The 19,385-nt window shown below is 47.7% G+C and carries 19 protein-coding genes; 9 read left to right on the top strand and 10 right to left on the bottom strand.

Translation table 11 applies throughout. The annotated features are described in order from the left end of the window. The first annotated feature begins 146 nt into the window (after positions 1 to 146). The 6 genes from BMW94_RS13280 to BMW94_RS13255 all read left to right on the top strand — a co-directional run bounded on the left by BMW94_RS13280 (position 147) and on the right by BMW94_RS13255 (position 5,034). On the top strand, positions 147 to 662 hold the full coding sequence (locus tag BMW94_RS13280) for a sigma-70 family RNA polymerase sigma factor (protein WP_090998961.1): 516 nt from the start codon (positions 147 to 149) through the stop codon (positions 660 to 662). Further along, positions 659 to 1,978, top strand: a complete 1,320-nt coding sequence (locus tag BMW94_RS13275) for a DUF4179 domain-containing protein (RefSeq protein ID WP_090998959.1) — start codon at positions 659 to 661, stop codon at positions 1,976 to 1,978. Before BMW94_RS13280 ends, BMW94_RS13275 begins: the two co-directional genes overlap by 4 nt. Positions 1,979 to 2,090: 112 nt before the next feature. After that, positions 2,091 to 3,134 carry a S66 family peptidase gene (locus BMW94_RS13270; protein ID WP_090998957.1) on the top strand — a complete coding sequence of 348 codons (1,044 nt, stop codon included), beginning with the start codon at positions 2,091 to 2,093 and terminating at the stop codon, positions 3,132 to 3,134. A gap of 64 nt (positions 3,135 to 3,198) precedes the next feature. Further along, entirely contained in the window at positions 3,199 to 3,504 is a 306-nt protein-coding gene (locus BMW94_RS13265; RefSeq protein WP_076291774.1) for a hypothetical protein, read from the top strand. A 299-nt stretch (positions 3,505 to 3,803) separates the two neighbouring features. Next, the gene (locus tag BMW94_RS13260; protein ID WP_064641029.1) at positions 3,804 to 4,565 is read left to right on the top strand and encodes a threonine/serine exporter family protein; all 762 of its coding nucleotides are present in this window, start codon (positions 3,804 to 3,806) and stop codon (positions 4,563 to 4,565) included. 19 nt (positions 4,566 to 4,584) lie between these two features. Next, complete coding sequence (locus BMW94_RS13255) at positions 4,585 to 5,034, top strand: threonine/serine exporter family protein (protein ID WP_090998955.1); 450 nt, start codon at positions 4,585 to 4,587, stop codon at positions 5,032 to 5,034. 241 nt (positions 5,035 to 5,275) lie between these two features. Here BMW94_RS13255 and BMW94_RS13250 read toward each other — a convergent pair whose 3' ends face one another. The 8 genes from BMW94_RS13250 to BMW94_RS13210 all read right to left on the bottom strand — a co-directional run bounded on the left by BMW94_RS13250 (position 5,276) and on the right by BMW94_RS13210 (position 13,793). Further along, on the bottom strand, positions 5,276 to 7,138 hold the full coding sequence (locus tag BMW94_RS13250; protein ID WP_090998953.1) for a transglycosylase domain-containing protein: 1,863 nt from the start codon (positions 7,136 to 7,138) through the stop codon (positions 5,276 to 5,278). After that, positions 7,132 to 7,926, bottom strand: a complete 795-nt coding sequence (locus BMW94_RS13245) for a hypothetical protein (protein WP_139209339.1) — start codon at positions 7,924 to 7,926, stop codon at positions 7,132 to 7,134. Before BMW94_RS13245 ends, BMW94_RS13250 begins: the two co-directional genes overlap by 7 nt. 169 nt (positions 7,927 to 8,095) lie before the next feature. Further along, the gene (locus BMW94_RS13240) at positions 8,096 to 9,232 is read right to left on the bottom strand and encodes a sensor histidine kinase (RefSeq protein ID WP_090998949.1); all 1,137 of its coding nucleotides are present in this window, start codon (positions 9,230 to 9,232) and stop codon (positions 8,096 to 8,098) included. 54 nt (positions 9,233 to 9,286) lie between these two features. Continuing rightward, positions 9,287 to 10,021 (bottom strand): response regulator transcription factor, encoded by a 735-nt coding sequence (locus BMW94_RS13235; RefSeq protein WP_175480684.1) that lies wholly within the window; start codon positions 10,019 to 10,021, stop codon positions 9,287 to 9,289. A gap of 326 nt (positions 10,022 to 10,347) precedes the next feature. Continuing rightward, positions 10,348 to 10,815, bottom strand: a complete 468-nt coding sequence (locus tag BMW94_RS13225; protein ID WP_254790225.1) for a DinB family protein — start codon at positions 10,813 to 10,815, stop codon at positions 10,348 to 10,350. Positions 10,816 to 10,990: 175 nt separating this feature from the next. Further along, a complete protein-coding gene (locus tag BMW94_RS13220) occupies positions 10,991 to 11,932 on the bottom strand; it encodes a DUF1963 domain-containing protein (protein ID WP_175480675.1) in 942 nt (313 codons plus the stop codon). Between the two features lie 155 nt (positions 11,933 to 12,087). Continuing rightward, the gene (locus tag BMW94_RS13215; RefSeq protein ID WP_090998941.1) at positions 12,088 to 13,377 is read right to left on the bottom strand and encodes an ammonium transporter; all 1,290 of its coding nucleotides are present in this window, start codon (positions 13,375 to 13,377) and stop codon (positions 12,088 to 12,090) included. A 2-nt stretch (positions 13,378 to 13,379) separates the two neighbouring features. After that, positions 13,380 to 13,793: a hypothetical protein gene (locus BMW94_RS13210; protein WP_063564360.1), complete on the bottom strand. Its 414-nt coding sequence runs from the start codon at positions 13,791 to 13,793 to the stop codon at positions 13,380 to 13,382. Positions 13,794 to 14,076: 283 nt separating this feature from the next. Here BMW94_RS13210 and BMW94_RS13205 point away from each other — a divergent pair, with 283 nt between their 5' ends. Next, positions 14,077 to 14,577 carry a DinB family protein gene (locus BMW94_RS13205; protein ID WP_090998938.1) on the top strand — a complete coding sequence of 167 codons (501 nt, stop codon included), beginning with the start codon at positions 14,077 to 14,079 and terminating at the stop codon, positions 14,575 to 14,577. Between the two features lie 88 nt (positions 14,578 to 14,665). On the opposite strand, the gene BMW94_RS13200 is transcribed toward BMW94_RS13205, so the two are convergent. Both BMW94_RS13200 and BMW94_RS13195 read right to left on the bottom strand, forming a co-directional pair. Further along, positions 14,666 to 15,169, bottom strand: a complete 504-nt coding sequence (locus BMW94_RS13200; protein WP_090998936.1) for a GNAT family N-acetyltransferase — start codon at positions 15,167 to 15,169, stop codon at positions 14,666 to 14,668. Positions 15,170 to 15,268: 99 nt separating this feature from the next. Next, positions 15,269 to 16,429 carry a M23 family metallopeptidase gene (locus BMW94_RS13195; RefSeq protein WP_254790224.1) on the bottom strand — a complete coding sequence of 387 codons (1,161 nt, stop codon included), beginning with the start codon at positions 16,427 to 16,429 and terminating at the stop codon, positions 15,269 to 15,271. A 218-nt stretch (positions 16,430 to 16,647) separates the two neighbouring features. Between BMW94_RS13195 and BMW94_RS13190 the strand changes: the two genes are divergently transcribed. Together BMW94_RS13190 and BMW94_RS13185 are read left to right on the top strand one after the other, a co-directional pair. Beyond that, a complete protein-coding gene (locus tag BMW94_RS13190; protein ID WP_090998934.1) occupies positions 16,648 to 17,415 on the top strand; it encodes a response regulator transcription factor in 768 nt (255 codons plus the stop codon). Then, a complete protein-coding gene (locus BMW94_RS13185; RefSeq protein WP_090998932.1) occupies positions 17,412 to 19,172 on the top strand; it encodes a sensor histidine kinase in 1,761 nt (586 codons plus the stop codon). Before BMW94_RS13190 ends, BMW94_RS13185 begins: the two co-directional genes overlap by 4 nt. The last annotated feature ends 213 nt before the right edge of the window (positions 19,173 to 19,385 follow it).

Here is a 19,385-nt window from a genome sequence, read left to right as displayed (position 1 = left end):
GAGATTGGCGGTTGTTTTCAGTTTATAAGCAAATTTCTTCTTTATGGTAGTCTCACGTGTATACATAACTTTTTTTCCAAAATCAAGAACCGTTTAGCCCTTTCCACGGTCTAATACGCACCAACATCCATGAAAGGAGGAGCCATGTGACCCCTGCTCAACTGACCATCGCCGCACAAAAAGGGGATGCCGAGGCTTTTGCAGCCTTAATGGAGATGCAACAGAGCCAACTGTACCGGATCGCTTATGCCTATCTGCACAACGAGGGCGATGCGCTGGAAGCGATACAGGAATGCACCTACAGAGCTTATCGAAAGCTCAAGAAGTTAAAAGAACCCTCCTATTTCGCCACTTGGCTAATCCGCATTCTGCTGAACTACTGTGTGGACGAACGCAAACGCAAGAGCCGGTTCAGCCACGTTACCGAAATTCATGAACCTAGCAGCTGGGACCAGCCCGCAGACCCTGATCTGGCCGCAGCCGTATCTTCACTGGATCGGGATTGCCAACCCATTATTATTCTAAGCTATTTCGAAGGTTTCTCCTTAACAGAAGTCGCTGATATTCTCGAAATCCCGACCGGAACCGTAAAATCCCGATTGCACCGGGCACTTAGGCAGCTCCGGGACCAACTTGAAACGAAAGGAGATGTAACATTATGAGCGATGAGATGAAGTCATTTGAAGCCCTTGAGCTGCGTCTGAATGATCGCAAAATAGAATACGACGCCATGTCCATACCGGATGCCGAAGCATATCAGGCTGTACAGGCTGGAATCCGTCAGGCTACGCGCAAGCGCAAGTCCCGGCTGCGCTGGGTTATGAGCTCCATATCTGCAGCCGCGATCCTCCTCGTGTTTACGGGATGTATCCGCGTCTCCCCCGCCTTTGCGTCCTTTGTAGAGCAATTGCCCGGCATGGAAGGCATTGTGAGCATGATTCGCCAGGATAAGGGGTTAATGATGGCCATTGATCAGTCCCTCTTGCAGAAGGTTGGTGTGACCGATGAGCATAATGGTGCTTCCTTGACCGTGGACAGCATCATTACAGATGAGTCACGCATGGTTATTTTTTACACGATGAAAGGCATGAAAGATCCGGAGAAAGGTGGATATGACATCGATTTGCTTGATGAGCATGGTAAAAAGCTGCCTGTTGCGTTTAGCTATTCCACTCCTAGGCCAGTTTCAGAAAGTGGCATTTATGAGGATAAAATCGATGTCTCATTCACAGAATCCTTACCGCCACAAGAGCTGACCGTTGTATTTAAGGAACGAGGTAAGGAACCGAATAATAAGTGGAAGGTCACCTTCCCAGTGGATCGCAGCTTAACGAAAGGCATGAAAAAAATCATTCCCGTAAATCAAACAATGACCGTGGACGGGCAGCGTATTCATGTAAAACAGGCCGTTCTGTATCCCACTCGCCTTGTACTTGATATCGAATATGATCGGAACAACACCAAAAAAATCTTCGGAATTCGTGATTTGCAGTTGGTAGATGAGCAAGGCCGAGCATGGAGAACGGATTCCTCCTCTATCGGAGGCTCTGGAAGTTCTGTCTTTTTCGAGAGCATGTACTTCTCCACTCCGAAAAAACTGACGCTGCAGGGGTCTGGACTTTCAGCGGTGGATAAGGATGAACTGGTTATCAGCATCGATCCATCCTCAGGTGTGATACAAGGTGGCCCCTCAAGTTTGAAATTGCTGCAAAGCACGGTCCAGGGCAAAAATCTCATCCTCGAGTTTTCAATTGCAGACGCTCAAAATGCTACTTCAGGGCTATCATTTACCAATATCGAGGACAGTAAAGGAAACCCTTTCGACATTAATGAAGTAGGTTGGAGCCCTTCCGTCTTTGAAGCAAGAGTTGTCATTAAAAATGGAGCCGCAGCCAAAGGAAATCTGACAATGGAAATATACTCTTACCCTGATCAAATTCGTGCACCGTTCTCTATTGAAATCCCTGTGACTCCCTAAAGGAAATGTAACAGCCATAATCGCAAGCCACATGAAGTAGCCATGTACTATAATGAAAATATCAACCATCTAGAATTAAATCGATATGTTCACAAGAAAGGGTGTTTCCAAAATGAATAAGCGTTCGATCCGTTACCCGCAACCACTCGCTCCGGGAAATACCATTGGCGTGGCTGCACCATCCAGCGGTGTAAGTGAATCCTTGCATCATTACCTTGAAGAGAGCAGGCACAACATGGAGCGCCTTGGTTTTGGTGTTCAGGAAAGCCCGTTTCTACGGCATAACGCCAAATGTGTAAGCTCATCCAAAGAAGATCGCGCTGCCGAGATGAATGCATTTTTCCGCGACCCTGAGATTCAGGCTATTATTCCTCCGTGGGGTGGAGAGTTCCTTATGGATATTCTGCCCCTGCTCGATTGGGAAGCTTTGAAAACCTTGCCGCCCAAATGGGTCATGGGATATTCGGATATCAGCACCTTTTTATTCGCATACACCCTGATCACCGGAACAGCTTCGGCACATGGTACGAACTACGTGGACCTGAGATCTAACGAGCTCGATCCGGTGACCGCCCGCTGGATTGATGTATTACAGACGGGCCAGGGAGGGCAGATCACCCAATCTTCATCCACTCACTATCAATCAGAATGGAAACCGGAGTTGTCGCGGTTCAATCTGGATACTCCTTCTCACTGGAAACAGCTGGGGCAGCCCGAAGGCGCAGACTCGCAGGTTACATTCTCAGGTCGGTTGATCGGCGGCTGCATGGATACAATCACCTGTCTGATTGGCACGCCTTATGCACCAGTTGAAGCGTATCTCGATCAGTATTGTGCAGAAGAAGGAACGATCTGGTATCTGGAAAGCTGTGAGATGAATGCGGGTGATATCTACCGTCATCTGTGGCAGATGAGACAGGCAGGCTGGTTTGCAGGCGTAAAAGGCTTCATGTTCGGCCGACCTGCTGGTTATTCCGATACAGGAGATTTCAACTTCATCGATGCCCTGTCTTCGGCTCTCGGAGATATGGATGTTCCCGTACTGTATGATGTGGATCTTGGCCACATCCCGCCACAATTAACTTTTGTGAATGGAGCGCTGGGTAACGTGGCTTATGAGAATGGGCATGGAAGACTTGAGATGGCATTTGTGTGATCACCTTTTGTAGGCAGATGCATACCTTGAAGTAAGAAATGATTTTGAGGAAGGGTTGTGCATCATGTCTGAATCCACATCCACACCATCCGCACGGGTCGTATACCAAGCCAATCAACCAATGCTCCAATCCGTGCAAAGTGTGCGGAATATGCTTCATCATACAGCCCGGCAGCATGTCGGCAAGAAGGTGCAAGTCCAGAATATCGATGGTCAGGTATGGGAAGGTGTCATTATCAGCGCGGATCGGGGAATATTGTATCTCCAGGTTACGCCGATGCATGGATATCCCGAGCCACGTGCCTTGTTTGGACCAACCATTCTGCCACTCGTGCTGTATGAGCTGTTGGTCATTACCCTGTTGATGTAGTTGTTTTTTGTCTCTATGGAGCCTAACCCAAGAAGCTTCACTCCCTTTGACCATCAGGCCCGGGAGCGAAGCCTTTTTGGGTTTTAGAAGTTGTCGGGTTATCAATTTGGTGTGAATGTATGGCATTAATCTCTGCAACCTGGATGACTTCCTGTGGTTCGTGCGGTATGTTTCCTTGCTAACGTGTGAAATATGATACAATGGTGTCGGCACCAAGCCTTATCTCATATGAACGGAGCTTGATCCGGTTGGAATATATCCCTCATGATCCTCCACCCGTGCCTCAGTCTGAGACGGAGCTGGTTGGGACAAATCATACTGAACAATCCCGCGTGATTGCAATCTGTCTATTGGCAGGCAAAATCATGCTGCAAAGCGGCGGTGAGACCTATCGTGTGGAAGATACGATGAAACGCATGGCTGCCGCGCTGGGCCTGCCCCATTCGCACAGTTATGTTGTGCCCACAGGTATCTTCTTCTCGGTTGATGCAACCGAGCCTGCCAAGCTGATACGGATCTCTGAACGAACCACGGATTTGCACAAGGTATCCGAAGTGAATGCCGTTTCCAGGCGTATTGGACAAGGTGAATTGTCCGTTGAGGATGCCTATGCATTGTTACAACAAATTGAGGGACAGCCCTCCTCCTATTCTGCGGTTGTGCGGCTTACAGCGGCGGCATTATCCAGTGGGTGCTTTACCATTATGTTTGGTGGAGGCTGGGTCGACTTTCTCCCTGCGGTACTCTGCGGTGGTATTGGCTATGCAGCGGTCATTGCCTTCCATCGACTGGTACTCGTAAAGTTTTTTGCCGAGCTGACAGCTTCATTTGTGATTGGTCTGCTCGCCTTTTTGCTTGTCTATATGGGCGCGGGTCATGAACGGGACAAAATCATTATTGGCTCAGTCATGCCCCTGGTACCTGGACTGCTGATTACCAATGCTGTGCGTGACCTGATGGCCGGGCATCTCGTGTCCGGGTTATCCAAAGGAGCCGAGGCGTTTCTGACGGCTTTTGCGATTGGTACAGGCATTGCTGTTGTTTTTTCACTTTTTACGTAAGATGGAGGAGTTGCAGGTTATGCTTCATTTTATTGAACAAGCCCTGACCAGCTTTGTCGCCTCGGCCGCATTCGGTATTATTTTCAACGCTCCTCGGCGCATGCTGCTTCACGGTGGATTTGTCGGCATGATCGGCTGGCTCATCTATATTGTGCTCGAATATGCTGCGGATGCTGTTCCTGCTACACTGGCAGCGACCATCGCGGTAGGTGTCATCAGCCAGCTGTTCTCCCGCATGTTTCGCGCGCCCGTCATTATCTTTAGCGTGGCAGGCATCATTCCGCTCGTCCCCGGTGGACTGGCTTACAATGCGATGCGTAATTTTGTGCAAAATGACTACGGTGCAGCCATGGAGATGGCTGCCAAGGCGCTCATGTTATCCGGTGCCATCGCGATCGGACTTGTATTGTCCGAGGTGCTGAACCAAATGATTCGTCGTATACCCGAATCACTGCGAGCAAAATCCTAACACAGTAAATGAATATATTATCACTAAACTAAACGATAAAGACCCGTTAGAGACAGGGTAAACGCTGTCTCTAACGGGTCTTCTATATTTCCAGCCAATGTTGATCCTTAATCATCAAATATGCAGTGTTTTGTTTTCATCGTTGTATCCATTTGTATGATAACTGTACAATCCATAAAACCGAACTACCCATGTCTGTTGAAAAATCCCTGAGTAATAGAATACAGTTAACCATTCTTTTTTATGGCAAAACACGCTTCATCACCGATGCAAATAAATCCGCCGCAACACCACTTCCAGATCTCATATAATGCTCTGCATCCGTACGATCAAATCCCATCCAGACTGCAGCCGTCCACTTGCTGGTATATCCTACAAACCACAGATCCCTGTTCGCATCCTTGCTTACACCAGGTAATGCAGCCTGCGTTGTTCCTGTCTTCCCCGCTACCTTATGCTGACTCAGCTGTGCCCTTCTACCTGTTCCTTGACTGACCACATCTTGGAGCATGCCGGTCATGGCCGTTGCCGTGCTGGTGGAAATCACCTGCTTGTTGTCTGGCTTAAAAGCATAGATTGTCCGGCCGCGTGAATCCGTAATTTCACGAATTAGATGTGCCGTATTGAACTTGCCGTTATTGGCAAACACGGAATATGCCTGGGCCATTTTTAGTGGAGACACCCCTTTATGCAAACCACCCAAAGCGATCGACAGATTGAGATCCTCCTTGCCCAGTTCAATGCCCAATCGACCTGCAAATTGATGTGCGCGTCCCAGTCCTGTCTCATGCAGCAGCCATACGGCCGGAGCATTAATGGAGTTTTCAATGGCTTGCGACATCGTAACTGTACCTCTGTAACGCCCGCCCAAGTTGCCTGGTTGATAACTCCCATATTTCATGCGTTGATCAGGCAGCATGCTCTCTGGCTTAAACCGACCAGATTCCAATGCAGGTCCGTATGCAATAATAGGCTTAAATGCAGAACCAGGTTGTCTTGCATCCGTGGTTGCCCGGTTAATGCCTCCTTTTACAGGGTCACGTCCACCCATCATCGCTTTGACTTCACCGTTATGCTGGTCCAGTATGACCATACTCGCCTGCACTTGCTCATCCTCACGATCATCGGTGAACCGGGAAGATTCACGGAATGCGTGCTCCATCGCCAGCTGCGCTTGATCATCCAATCCCGTACGAATGGTCCAGCCTGCGGATTGAATCTCTGCTCCACTCTTGCCTGTCAGACGGGAAGCCTCCTCGATTACCGCATCCAAGGCAGACACGTAGGCAGGCGCTGTTGAGCCTGAAGTCGATGCAGATGTTGAATTTGGCGGGGTATAGTCCACACTTCGTGCTGCCTCCATCTGTTTCTTGGTAATAATTCCTTGCTCATGCATGATGCCGAGAACTACAGAACGCCTCTCTTTGGACAGGTCTTCCCGATCCACCGGATTGTATATGGAAGGTCCCTTCGGAATTCCGGCCAGCGTAGCCATTTGCCAGATCTCCAGCTGATGTAAATCCTTGATCCCGAAGTAGCGCCACGCCGCGGCTTTAACCCCATATTGCTGGCGTCCCATATAAATATGATTCAAATACAGCTCCAATAGCTCTTCCTTGGTAAATCTCTTTTCCATCGCCATGGCAATCGACATTTCATTCACCTTGCGAACCAGCGTTTTATCTCCGTTCAAGTACAGATTTCTGGCCAGTTGCTGTGTAATCGAGCTGCCTCCCTGACTCAGGTTCATATGTAAAACATCCTGCACAACCGCCCTGCCAATCCCGATAAAATCCAGTCCATCATGATTATAGAAACGTCGATCTTCTGTAGCCAGAAACGCCTGCTTTAACAGATCGGGCATATCCTTCAAATCGGCATACTCCGCATATCCCTTGGTTTGTACTTGTAATCTCGAAATTTCTGATCCATCCGCATTGGTAATGATGGTAGAAGAGGCCACCGAAATGGCCTCAGGATGATTGCGAAGTACACCTTCGCCGTAAGTAACAATATAGATGTAGCCGACCGCTAGCAAAATAACGATGACTACAGAGGCATCAAATATGTGATAAATTCTGCGCCTTATGCTAAATCTCAACATTCAGGTTCCCTACATGTATGTGGATTGGAGCCTGAATGTTCCTGTGGCTTCATTTCCATAGAATCCAGGGCAACCTCCAGCCTTAACGTCTGTTCATGCGCCACCCTGACCCAATGCTGAATCTCCGCTTCATCCCGGCAGCGTCCTTCCATGATCGTATCCAGCGAAGAACGAACACCGTAGAGAGTCAGTTTAATCGGCAGATCGGCACTTATACGACCAGATTGTGATCCAACCAACTCTTCTTGAATACGTTGCTGATGGCTTCTCTCACTTTCTGATACCATTTGTTGCCGGCTGCTTTCATCACCATACATATACATAGTAGGACTGAACCATTCTTCGCCTCTAGGCTCTCCATTTACCCACTCATGGTCTGAACTGTTTAACCGCTCTGCTTGTATACGTAACGCAATGTCATTCAGATCAGCAGCAATCTGTCGCAGCTCTCCTCCGTTCAACACTTCTATCTGTGCTGGAATTTGGCCATTGGCCAGTTCATGAGTTCCACGACCAATCAACTTGAGGTCATCTGCAATCTTCTGGGATCGAATCCAAAAAAACAACGCAAACATACCCCCACCGATGAATATAACCAATGGCGTTGTACCGATATGGTTTATCATCCAGTACATAGTGCGAGTTATTCCTGTTGTCTCCGATAGGATATGATGGTGGGCAAAACGTAACATGTGATAAACGACAAATAGGAGCGCTGCGCTAAGTAAGGCGCTTGCTCCGCAAATATATATGTATCTTAGTCTGACTGTACGTAAAAATAATCTCATATTCGGCATCCTCCTCAATTTTACAGTTCATCAGTACGATTGAGGTTTAGAATACCGAATATTTCTTAATGTGGAAGTGGGTAACTTCTTATCATTTTCTTAATTCAGCATTTTGCATACATGTTGAATCAAGCAAGCTCTCTTACAATTAGAAGAGAATTCTGCCAGGTTACCGTTCCTCTGCATCTCTGTTTATCGGAGGAGCAGTCACAGGAAAACGGGTGACAAAATCGGTTCGGCCCTGATCACTGTAGGCAATGATACTCCCGCGATGTAATTCAATCATGGATTTGGCAATAGCCAGCCCCAGTCCGGTGCCGCCTGTATCACGAGAGCGAGACTTGTCCACCCGGTAGAATCGATCGAATAAATGTGGCAAATCCTGCGCCGGAATCGGTTCACCATAATTGCTGATGCGCACCACAGCTTCTTCACCTTCAAGAGACAACGCAATCTCCATCACTTTACCCTGTGCCCCATAACGGATCGCGTTACTGAACAGGTTCTCATACGCACGAACAAGCTCTCCAGGAGCGGCCTGAATCCATAAAGGTTCTTGTCCACCAATGATCTTGTATGTCATGCCCGCTTCTTCCAGCATCGGAGCGAACTCCTCCGCAAGCTGCATCAGGAATGGATTCAGGTTCAAGGAAGTCAATGACAAGGGTAAGCTACCACCACTGACACGGGTATATTCAAACAAATCGTCGATTAGCTTCCTTAATGTTAGGGATTTCTCGTACGCAATACTCACGTAATAGCGCATCTCAATTTCATCCTGGTACCGATCCTTCTCTATGTATTCCAAAAATCCGAGAATAGAGGTCAGCGGCGTCCTCAAATCATGAGAAATGCCTGTAATCAAGTCATTTTTGGCAGCGACCGCACTACGCTCCTCCTGCAATGACAGCTGCAATTGTTCAGCCATCTGATTAACACTGGCAGCCACAACGCCGAATTCATCCGATGTCTTCACCTCGATCCGATGAGACAGCTCCCCTTTGGCTACTTCCTGAATTCCCGCCGTAATCTCGTCCAAAACCAGCATCACCCTGCGCGTGAACAGGAAAAAGAACAGCACAAAGCCAAGTATGCCAACCATAATCATTAATGGCACCGACCCAATATGGTTCACCAGCCACCTGATGCCCCTTGCAGGAATCGAATAATTAGGATAGGTCTGAGCCGCCAGAATGGAGTGTACAACTTTGCTGCCCCCATATAAAATAGCCGCCGTCAAAATGCCACTCAGCAGAAATGCGTAGATAAATTTCCACCGGACTGTGTTAATTAATTTTGAATTCATCTCGGAACTCCTTGCTCACGCTCTGTATCCAATGAACCTCATAGACGCACGTGCTTATTGTGGTTTGATCATCTTATAACCAACACCCCATACCGTCTGTATGAACTTGGGATGTTTGCTGTCGAGTTCGATTTTCTCACGAATCTTGCGGATATGCACCATGACGGTGTTGTTGGACTCCATAAACTCTTCTTTCCAGACCTGTCTGTAGATCTGCTCCATACTCAGCACAGAGCCTTGATGGCGCGCCAGCAGCTCCAGAACGGCAAATTCACGGGGAGTCAAGCGAACAGGCTGCTCATCCACCCAGACCTCATGCGTATCGGTGTTGATGACCAGATCGTCAATCACCCATTCATGCTCCTTGCTTTCCCGGCCTTCATTGAAGGTATGGTACCTGCGAAGCTGTGACTTTGCCCGTGCCACAAGTTCAAGCGGGTTAAACGGCTTAGTCACATAATCATCAGCACCGATGCTCAGCCCTGTGATTTTATCCATATCCATGCTTTTGGCGGACAGCATAATGATCGGCATTTTCTGCTCTTCCCGAATTTTCATACATGCTTCAATTCCGTCCATATTCGGCATCATGACATCCAGAATGATCAGATCAATTGGCTCTTTCTTCAATTGCTCAAGCGCCTCGATCCCATCACTGGCTGTCAGAACCCGGTATCCTTCATTGCCAAAATAAATCTCCATCAGTTTAATAATATCCTGCTCATCATCCACAAGCAGAATGGTTGCTGGCTGTGCCACGGCATTATTCCTTTCCATTCCATGAATCATTTGTAGATCAAAGTATACCATTAGGAAATGAATCTGCGAAAATCATCGCCCTCGGAAAGAAGCAAAAACGTTGGATTTCCGGTAAACTCAGTACCCTCCATAATGGAAACGATTATGGAAACCCGATGCAGCTTCTGAATAGGTTCATCTATCTCTCTCATCAGTGGTATTGTTTTCTTCCACTTCCCAATCTCTATTATTAACATATAGTATCGTCGATCTAATCCTTGCTTAACCGTTGCTTGTTGCCGATAACATGCTCTATGTATTCTATTAAATCTTGCTCTATATTTAGGCAGAACCTCACATTATGGACCTGGATCTATCTATTCAAACAACGCTGCTTTGGGCTCTATACCCGTCAGTGTCAGCATCGTATGCAGTTGACCCCTGTGGTGATACACATGTCCCATGATCTCAAGCAGCCACTCCAGACGACTGTACGAAGCTCCCCAATAGGAGTCAGTCACCTGTAATAATTCCTCCGTATTAAACTGTCTGTATCGATGGTAGAGGTACATCTGATTCGCAATCAGCGCTTCCCTAATCTCACTCAGTGAATTTGGCTGATTTTCCTCGTAAAACAAAGCCATTTCTTCTTCGGAAGCTCCCTCCGAAATATGTACATCTGCACGACAAATGACGGATAGATGAGAAAGCAATTCTCCAACCGGCCGTTTGCCTTCAATCGGAGTCAAAGCCAAGTCCTGCTCCGACAGTTGGTCACATAAATGGACTAATGATGTCACTGCCATATCAATATGTTTAAATGCAGACTGAATCAACCGAAACACTCCCTTTTTATCCCATTATATAGAACATATGATCGCTAATCAACTATAAAATCCCCCTTTATATATAAACCAGCTTTGCTCAAAAACCAACAATGACAAACAAAAAAAAGTCCCTCCTCCCTCATATAGACGGAATTTGGGACATTTTGTTGCTCTAATGATAACAAACACGAACTCAACTTGAATATAACGAACAATACGTTTGATCGAACCGTCCCGCGAGCAAGTCAGCCTTGCGAATGAAAAATTGCAGTTCCCCACAATCCCACCATTGAAAACCGATAGCATCATGCGTATCAATTTTTAATAGAAGCAAGGTATCCGCAAGCTCTTGTTGTGTCCGTTTCTCATCCCCGCCATAATGTTCAGTCAGCTTCCTCTCACACGCCTGCTCGTCATAAGCATACTCTTCACCAAGTACGATCTGTAACAGCGCCTGGTGTTCTGCATCCGGATGCTGACCGTCAGGGTATCCAAACATGCCACCCCAGTTCTGCGTACTCGGATGATTCCAGCTGGACTCAAATTCAAGGTATCGGTCATACAGACCTCCCTCTTCGACGGCTACCGTTCCACCAGACAACGGGGCGGCGATTGCATTCAGAGCCAGAGAATCAATGTATGCGTATGTAGGAAACTCGAGATTAGGCAGCACTGTTACCGAATGTGCTACAAAATCGTCCTTACCCAGCGCGGTTTCGCCATCAGGCTCTCGCCTTATCAGGTTATGAGCGTCCGGCTCGTAGATCACACGATGCTCAATATGATAAGCAGGTTCATCCACACCAATGAAGAAGTATAACATGCCCCGTTCGGGCAAACTCCCGCGCCCATCATTAGGCGTATATGGCGTCAAATCCACGAGATTCAACTGGGCCAGGAACGTCATGGGCACCCCATCCTGTGTCAAAGGCCATTTCATGTTCCCCGGCAGATCCGGATTTCCACCTACACGTGAATTTCCTGTTCTGCGATACTCATCGATTGTCGATACATCAAGGCGAATTCCCCAACGGCTTGAAGATAACAGCAGATCGGCAGCATTACCCAATCCATACTCCTCAAGAGTTTTCCGGGCTTTTCTGGTCAGACGTTCACATTGTTCAGGTTTAATCATACAGATCCTCCCCTTCTGACAATACATCTATGGTGAGACATATTCAGGTTCACACCTGTATATTCTTCCGCTGAGTCTTCTTTCCCTGCTTCTTGCAAAAAAAGAGACTGACATCCGGTGTCAGTCTGCTTCCTTATTATCCAGTCGGTTCATTCTTAACGATCCCGATTCGGTGAATCATTCTGGAAAGCACGAATATGCTCCTCGCCATCCAAAAATTCATGGGACTGGTGTGCAGCCATTACCCCATGATAACTAATATCCAGACCCAAATCTTCCTCTTCTTCCGTGGAACGGACAGGAACGATCTTGCCAATCAGCTTCAGACCAATCCAGGTCATGACAAATCCCCAGACGACCAAAGCCGTGAGGCCGAGCGCCTGAACACCCAGCAGCCTCCAGCCACCTCCCATGAACAAGCCACCATCGGTTGCAAACAAACCCACGGCAATCGTTCCCCACATCCCGGATACAGCATGAACAGGGAACGCACCCACCGGGTCGTCAATCTGCCTGCGGTCCAGCCAATTCGTTGCAGCCATCATGAGCAATCCGGATACCGCCCCGATGAATATCGCAGCTACATCACCGACAAAAGCACAGCCCGCCGTAATACCGACCAGACCGGCCAGCGAGCCATTAATGACCGATGGTGCGTCTGAACGATTGAACCGGAACAAGGTATAAAGCAGTGTAACCGCACCGCCCGAAGCAGCAGATAACATCGTAACGATGGCAATGTGACCGATCCTTACATCAGTTGCGCTGAGCGTACTTCCTGCATTGAAGCCAAACCAGCCGAACCACAGCAGAAATGCGCCTACAGATGCCAGCGGCAGATTGCTCGGAAGCGCAATGGCACTCACGCCAAGCGGTGTGTATTTGCCTTTACGCGGCCCAATAATAATCGCTGCAGCCAGTGCAGAGAACCCGCCCAACGCGTGAATGACTGCGGAACCGGCGAAATCCTGCATCCCCAGCTTGCTGAGCCAACCGCCGCCCCATGCCCAATGTCCACCAATCGGATAAATAATGGCCGTCATCAATATGATGTACAGCAGATAGGCACGAAAGTTAATCCGCTCTGCCACAGCGCCTGATACGATGGAAATGACGGCAATGGTAAACGCAGCCTGGAACAGCCAGAATGTTTCCAATGATACGGGTACGTCCAGGTGAGACAAATCCCCTTTGAGGAAAAATCCGGTTATGCCTACAAAACCTCCAGCATCAGAGCCATACATTAAGCCAAATCCGATGGCATAGAAAAGCAACGTTCCAATCGTAATATCAGCGAAAACCTTCATAATAATATTCACGCTATTTTTATAACGTACAAAGCCAGCCTCCAGCAGAGCGAATCCGCCCTCCATCAACAAAATCATCGCTGCACTCAGTACGACCCAGACCGTATCCATCCCGGAGCTTAACGTCTCCAAAGTCATGCTTATACATCCTCCGTTTCCCTAAGCTGTCTAATCTCCCGGATCGTTTCGGGCGTAAGCTCGATTTCGTCCCGTTCGATGCTGTCTGGATGCTTGATTCGTTCAGCAATGCGGTCGAGTTCTCGTATCCGCCGCCGGATTTGTTCCATTTTGCGAAAACGTTCCTTCACCTGGACCATATATTCCACCGCCTGGTGATGAGATGCAGGGCGGCCTGCGAACCATTTGCGTACAGTCGACAAGGATTGATAAGCCACTTCTTCCGCACGTTTTTTTTGTTCGAATTGTTCAATTTTATGTTTAAGCGTTTCGATCTCATTTTCTTTTTTGACCTTGAGCTGTTGGATAAGGTACAATAAATCGGACGATGATATTTGCAATGCTGTATGGTGATACACCTCGTCAATTACTAACATATCATGTCAGGACTCCTTACATATCGAGTTACTTGTTATCGATTATAGAGTCCAGCACTACTTAGCGTCAATCCTTTTTTGGCGATGGTATGATTTCATATGACCCATTTATAAAAAACAGCTTCATTCTTATGTACATAAATTCAACTAACATCGTATATTAAACACATCTTCGCATTCATCTTTCAGATCCTCTATGATGTATATTAAGCATCCACATTTTAGGCACTGCACTTACACAAGCTGACATCATAGAACTCATATAAAAGGAGAGGATCGCACGATGTTCACTCGTAATGACGACATTCGGAGCCAAATCTGGGAAGCCGTCTCTGGACTCAATGAAGAACAATTGAACCTCCAACCCACACCTGACCACTGGAGCATTATGCAAGTTCTCCGTCACCTGAATCTGATGGAAAACATCATTGTGAAGCAAGCCCGCACCGCGCTAGAGAAGGAACAGACCGTTTCTGTGGACAAAAAACCATATGAGCTTACATTGGATCGCAGCCGCTCTGTTAGCGCCCCATCTCATCTCCAGCCTCCCGCGGAACCGGAAACGCTGGCGAATGTTCGCCACGATCTGGAAGGCTCACATCAAGCGTTGATGCATGTCGCACAAGATCATGGGGCTGAACTGCTGCGGAGCAAGTCCTTTCTTCACCCGGTTTTCGGTGAGATGGATCTGGCTCAGTGGGTCGATTTTGCAAGCTATCATGAAGAGCGTCATCTGGCACAGATTCAGGATATTAAACAAAGGCTTGGCGTATCGCACACCTAAGTCATCCCATATTTGTTCTATGTAAGCAAAAATAACCTCCAATCCACGCATTGTGGATCTGGAGGTTTTCATTTATTGTGAAACATCGTTATAACTTTTTGCCTAAAATCGCCAAATCCCGGTTGACACCATCCAGTACAGCTACTTCAGGGTAGTAACCCCACTGTTCAAAGCCATGCTTGCGCAATAACCCCAGACTCGGTTCATTATGTCCAAACACAAAGCCCAGAATCGTCTTGATTCCAAGCGCAGGACACGCCTCAAAAATCGTATTCAGCAAACGTCCACCAGCCCCAATTCCCCGGCACTGCTGATCCACATACACACTGACTTCCACCGTCCCATTGTACGCAGGCCGTCCATAAAATGAACTCAGGCTCGCCCAGGCTACAACCTCTCCCTCATGCCTCATGACCCAAAGTGGGCGGTGATCGGATGAATGCTCCTCAAACCACGGAATTCGTCGCTCTACGGTCACCGGCTCCAAATCCGCCGTTGCCATTCGGCTCTCAATCGTGGAATTATAGATCTCCACAATCCTTGGCAAATCCTCACGACGCGCATACTCAATCTGTACACTATCCAACTCCATGTCTACTCCTCCATCCTCCAGATCAATTCTATCTTATGACGATATTATAACGGAGGAAGGAAGTCGACGTCATCCACAACATTCAACTCAACTCCACAATTACTCAGGCAAACCTTGAATCGTGTTACCCCGGGTTAGCTGCTGACTTTGATCCGCCCAACGAATGTTAACAGAACGGGAAGTGAATAGATCCGGGCCGTCCGATACCTGGAAGTGCAGATGAGCTTCGCTGGAATTACCTGAGTTACCCAGCTCTCCAATGAGGTCTCCCTGCATGACTTTATCCCCTTTTTTTACCGCTACACTGCCTTCCTTGATATGCCCCGTGACGCTGTATTCTCCATTTCCATGGTCAATGACCACGTTATTACCCGCTGGCTCTTCCGGGTTCATAACACCTGGTATGTTGTCTGGAATATCGTTCTTGATCTCAACTACAGTTCCGTCCGCAGCTGCATAGAGCGGCTCACCAAAAGCGTAGTAGTTTTCGTTCACCTTGCCATCTCCGTTGTAACTGAAAGCTTCTTTGGTGCGAATGATATCTAGCGCATAGCGCTGTGTTTTATGCTCGTAATGATAGTTTGACATCACATCATTGCCTCCCCAGAACACATACCATTCACCCTTCATAGGGAATTGAAATTCGGTTTTGGTGAACGTTTGATCTGTATCCTTATGCAGTTCCAGTGGTTGGATTAACAGACCTTCAATCTGATTGGCTTCGGTAAAATAAGCTTGAATGCCTTTGGTTCCTGTTTGATCCTTCCAGGCGAACTCAGTTAAATCGTTCACTTTGGCATCCACCACTAGATCAAAGGAAGTTACGCCCTCAAGAAATTGGTCCGCAGACGTTTTAAACTGTTCAAGCGTTAGTGCTTCCTTCAACTCGGGACTCATCTGACTGTAAATGGCATCCTTGGAACCGTTCATTAACGTATCAATGAAATTGTCGGGTGTAATGATGGCGCTCACCTCTGTACCTGAATTCCCTGCCTGACGGGTACTCTCACTCGCTTCATTGGTATTTGTCGTCTGTTCCTTGGACTGCTGCTCCGCCTGATCGGATGTAATCGAGTTACTGTTACCGCAGGCAGACAACATCACGCAGGCGCCAAGGGTAATGGCAATCAGCCTCCAGCCTTTTCTACGATGCAATTTCTCAGGTGCCTCATAATCGGATTCCAGCGTATTTTCCCCGCAATTCGAACGCTGCTCCTCTATTTCGTTTCTCTCATGCTGCCTGTTCATTCTCCACCTCATGCTCAACATCCTTTCTGGTGTTCGTTATACTTTCCAGTTAAGTGTACAGAATGAATCTTATCCTTCGTCTAACCCATCCTTACATGTAGTTAAACTGTTACGTCTGCTATGGCTTCATAATTAAGATTCCGTTAAGATAGCTCACACACTACATTGCCCTTTCGGATGGTATGATTAGCAATAAACAAATAGGAAGTCCTAGGAGGTCATTTCATATCATGGATCACGTCTCCATACTGTTAGTTGATGATGAACAAGCCATTTTACATATGCTCAAAACCGTCCTGCTCAAAGAGCAATTTGTAGACGTCGACACCGTTACCACTGGAGAAGAGGCGATTACCGCCTGCGAAAATAAAACCTATCACTGCATTGTGCTGGACATCATGCTGCCTGGCAAAAGCGGACTGGAGATCTGTCCCTTTCTGCGGCAAGTGACCGATGCACCGATTCTTTTTCTGACCGCCAAAACAACGGATTATGACAAGTTAACCGGATTCGCCGTTGGCGGCGATGATTATGTCGTTAAACCCTTTAATCCACTGGAAGTGGTCGCCCGGATCAAATCACTGCTGAAACGTTATTTACCTACCAAAATGGCGGCGACTACAACGGCGACTACACCCTCTTCTGACGTAACTTCGTCATCTCCTGCCGTGCAGGAAGGGGTATATGATTTTGGTCGTTTTCAAGTATTTGAACACGCCGGTGAACTTCAGGTTGAAGGCCAGCCTGTAACCTGTCCGGCTCTTGTCTATCAGCTGCTGCTCTTTTTCTGCAAGCATCCCAATCGTATTTTCACTAAATCTGAATTGTATGAGCGTGTATGGGGTTCGGAATCCATCAGCGATGACAACACCGTTATGGTTCATATTCACCGTATCCGTGAGCGGATTGAGGCTGATCCCTCTAACCCTACGTTTCTCGTCAACGTCCGGGGGCTGGGGTACAAACTCATTCAGCCTAACCAAGTGTCACGCGCATGAGTATTCGTCGCAGATTAATGACCCGATTTATCGGTATGCTTGCTGGCGCAGTCGTTCTCATCATCCTGTTGGGTTCTGCAGCCACCTATTGGGTCGTTCAAAAGGTGAATGAAGTAAGCCTGGTGGATGACTTCGCTACCAGTGGTCTTGACCAACTGATTAATACCGCAGAAATCATGCCCGATGGTACGGTTCGCTATGACCCCAGACTGCTGAAGCAGGTCGAGAAAAATCAGGGATGGCTTCAGGTTGTGGATGAAAAAGGCTACGTCATTGATGATTTTGATACACCGAATGACGTTCCGAAGCAATACATGCCTGGAGAGCTGATCGCATACTGGGAAGGCAAAAAGCCGTTCCCGTACCAGATCGTTATGCTGATCCGGGAGAAAAACGGCGAGATGTTCACCTTGCTGTACGGCGAACGCGATCAGGCCAAATCCTTACTCGATCAAGCCCGTGTGGATAGTCATTACACCAATGGAGAGCTTATGCTGCAGCCCAAACAAGAGGATGCCATTCGTTCCAAAGGTGCCTATCTGCAAATTTTGGATGCCTACGGTCAAGAGCTGGCTTCTTATAATAAACCTGCCATGGACATCCCTAGCAGTTACAACATACAGGAACTGGCTTTGCGTATTCGTTACCCCAATCGATATGGAATATCGATCGCAACCTTTTACGATGATCAGAATGGCACGACCTGGATGCTCAGTATACCTGTCGATCCAACTGCTACAGGGGATGAAAATCCCTATAACTTCATTTTGACCCCAGTGGTCATCGTGCTGATTTTATCCGTTGTCATTTTGCTAATTCTGCTGGCCCTATGGTACGCAAATCGTTTCGGTTCCCCCATGCTGCATATGCTCCAATGGCTCCAGCGCCTGGAACAGGGACATTATGAAGAGCCCAAAGGCATCGGCGGCGTACCTCGCAGCCAGCGACGAAATGGCAAATGGAAGCGGAAATACCACGTGTATGCCGAAGTGCTTCGCTCCATGCAGGCATTATCCGCAACATTGAAACAAGATGAAGAGCTTCGTAAACAGACCGAATCTCTGCGTGAGGAATGGATCGCCGGAATAACGCATGATCTCAAGACACCTCTATCCTCCATCCAGGGGTACGCCCATATGCTTGAAGCACAGAAATATAGCTGGTCCCCGGAAGAAGTGAGAGAATTTGCGGGCATTATGCTGGATAAATCCATGTATATGGATCGACTTGTGAATGACCTTGCCATGACGTACCGATTGCGAAGCGGTGGATACCAGCCACCGGTGGAAGAAACTGACGTAAATACGCTGCTGCATGATCTCGTCCAGCGTGCCGAACGCAATCCAGTATATGGCGAGGGGCGTATTGTATTCCGGCCTGCGAAAGTTCCGGTATACGGCCATGTGCATATTCCTTCGTTTGAACGTATTGTCGATAATCTGACTGCTAATGCCCTTCTACATAATCCAGCGGAGTCGACTCTGACCGTTAGTGTGCATCCGGGTAAGCAGACAGGTGAGTTCAGTGTTCATTTTGCCGATGACGGTCAAGGAATGGACCCGGAACTGGTCTGGAGGCTGTTTGAACGATATTACCGAGGGACGGATACAGGCACGTCCGATGTCGGATCAGGCCTTGGCATGGCGGTTACGAAAGGGTTAATTGAAGCGATGAAGGGCCGTATTGAAGTGCAATCGACTTCTGGTGAAGGTACTGTCATTCGATTAATATGGGATGGACAATCAGAACATGGATAAACAACATTCCGCTTGACCTTTTCATTTTCAGTCTATATAATCGACACTCAATAACACCTGTTCCAATATATTGATATGGACTTCAACGATATTAAGATCAATTTAATGGGTATCGATTTTGCATATTTGGCGATGACCAGAGACAAGATTCCGTTTGCGTGCTGCCCAGAGAGAGAAGGGATTGGTGAAACCTTCTTCAGCGAACGGACCGGA

Origin of the sequence: Paenibacillus sp. OK003 (assembly GCF_900109515.1) — a bacterium.
Taxonomy (GTDB): Bacteria; Bacillota; Bacilli; order Paenibacillales; family Paenibacillaceae; genus Paenibacillus; species Paenibacillus marchantiae.
The sequence above is the reverse complement of the archived record's forward strand: the minus strand, read 5'-3'. Positions and strand labels throughout refer to the sequence as shown.

Coding starts and splice junctions, on each gene's coding strand:
- BMW94_RS13275 (WP_090998959.1), top strand. CDS start 659: ATGAGCGATGAGATGAAGTCATTTGAAGCCCTTGAGCTGCGTCTGAAT.
- BMW94_RS13270 (WP_090998957.1), top strand. CDS start 2,091: ATGAATAAGCGTTCGATCCGTTACCCGCAACCACTCGCTCCGGGAAAT.
- BMW94_RS13265 (WP_076291774.1), top strand. CDS start 3,199: ATGTCTGAATCCACATCCACACCATCCGCACGGGTCGTATACCAAGCC.
- BMW94_RS13255 (WP_090998955.1), top strand. CDS start 4,585: ATGCTTCATTTTATTGAACAAGCCCTGACCAGCTTTGTCGCCTCGGCC.
- BMW94_RS13250 (WP_090998953.1), bottom strand. CDS start 7,138: ATGTTGAGATTTAGCATAAGGCGCAGAATTTATCACATATTTGATGCC.
- BMW94_RS13245 (WP_139209339.1), bottom strand. CDS start 7,926: ATGAGATTATTTTTACGTACAGTCAGACTAAGATACATATATATTTGC.
- BMW94_RS13240 (WP_090998949.1), bottom strand. CDS start 9,232: ATGAATTCAAAATTAATTAACACAGTCCGGTGGAAATTTATCTACGCA.
- BMW94_RS13235 (WP_175480684.1), bottom strand. CDS start 10,021: ATGATTCATGGAATGGAAAGGAATAATGCCGTGGCACAGCCAGCAACC.
- BMW94_RS13220 (WP_175480675.1), bottom strand. CDS start 11,932: ATGATTAAACCTGAACAATGTGAACGTCTGACCAGAAAAGCCCGGAAA.
- BMW94_RS13215 (WP_090998941.1), bottom strand. CDS start 13,377: ATGACTTTGGAGACGTTAAGCTCCGGGATGGATACGGTCTGGGTCGTA.
- BMW94_RS13210 (WP_063564360.1), bottom strand. CDS start 13,793: ATGTTAGTAATTGACGAGGTGTATCACCATACAGCATTGCAAATATCA.
- BMW94_RS13205 (WP_090998938.1), top strand. CDS start 14,077: ATGTTCACTCGTAATGACGACATTCGGAGCCAAATCTGGGAAGCCGTC.
- BMW94_RS13200 (WP_090998936.1), bottom strand. CDS start 15,169: ATGGAGTTGGATAGTGTACAGATTGAGTATGCGCGTCGTGAGGATTTG.
- BMW94_RS13195 (WP_254790224.1), bottom strand. CDS start 16,429: ATGAGGTGGAGAATGAACAGGCAGCATGAGAGAAACGAAATAGAGGAG.
- BMW94_RS13190 (WP_090998934.1), top strand. CDS start 16,648: ATGGATCACGTCTCCATACTGTTAGTTGATGATGAACAAGCCATTTTA.
- BMW94_RS13185 (WP_090998932.1), top strand. CDS start 17,412: ATGAGTATTCGTCGCAGATTAATGACCCGATTTATCGGTATGCTTGCT.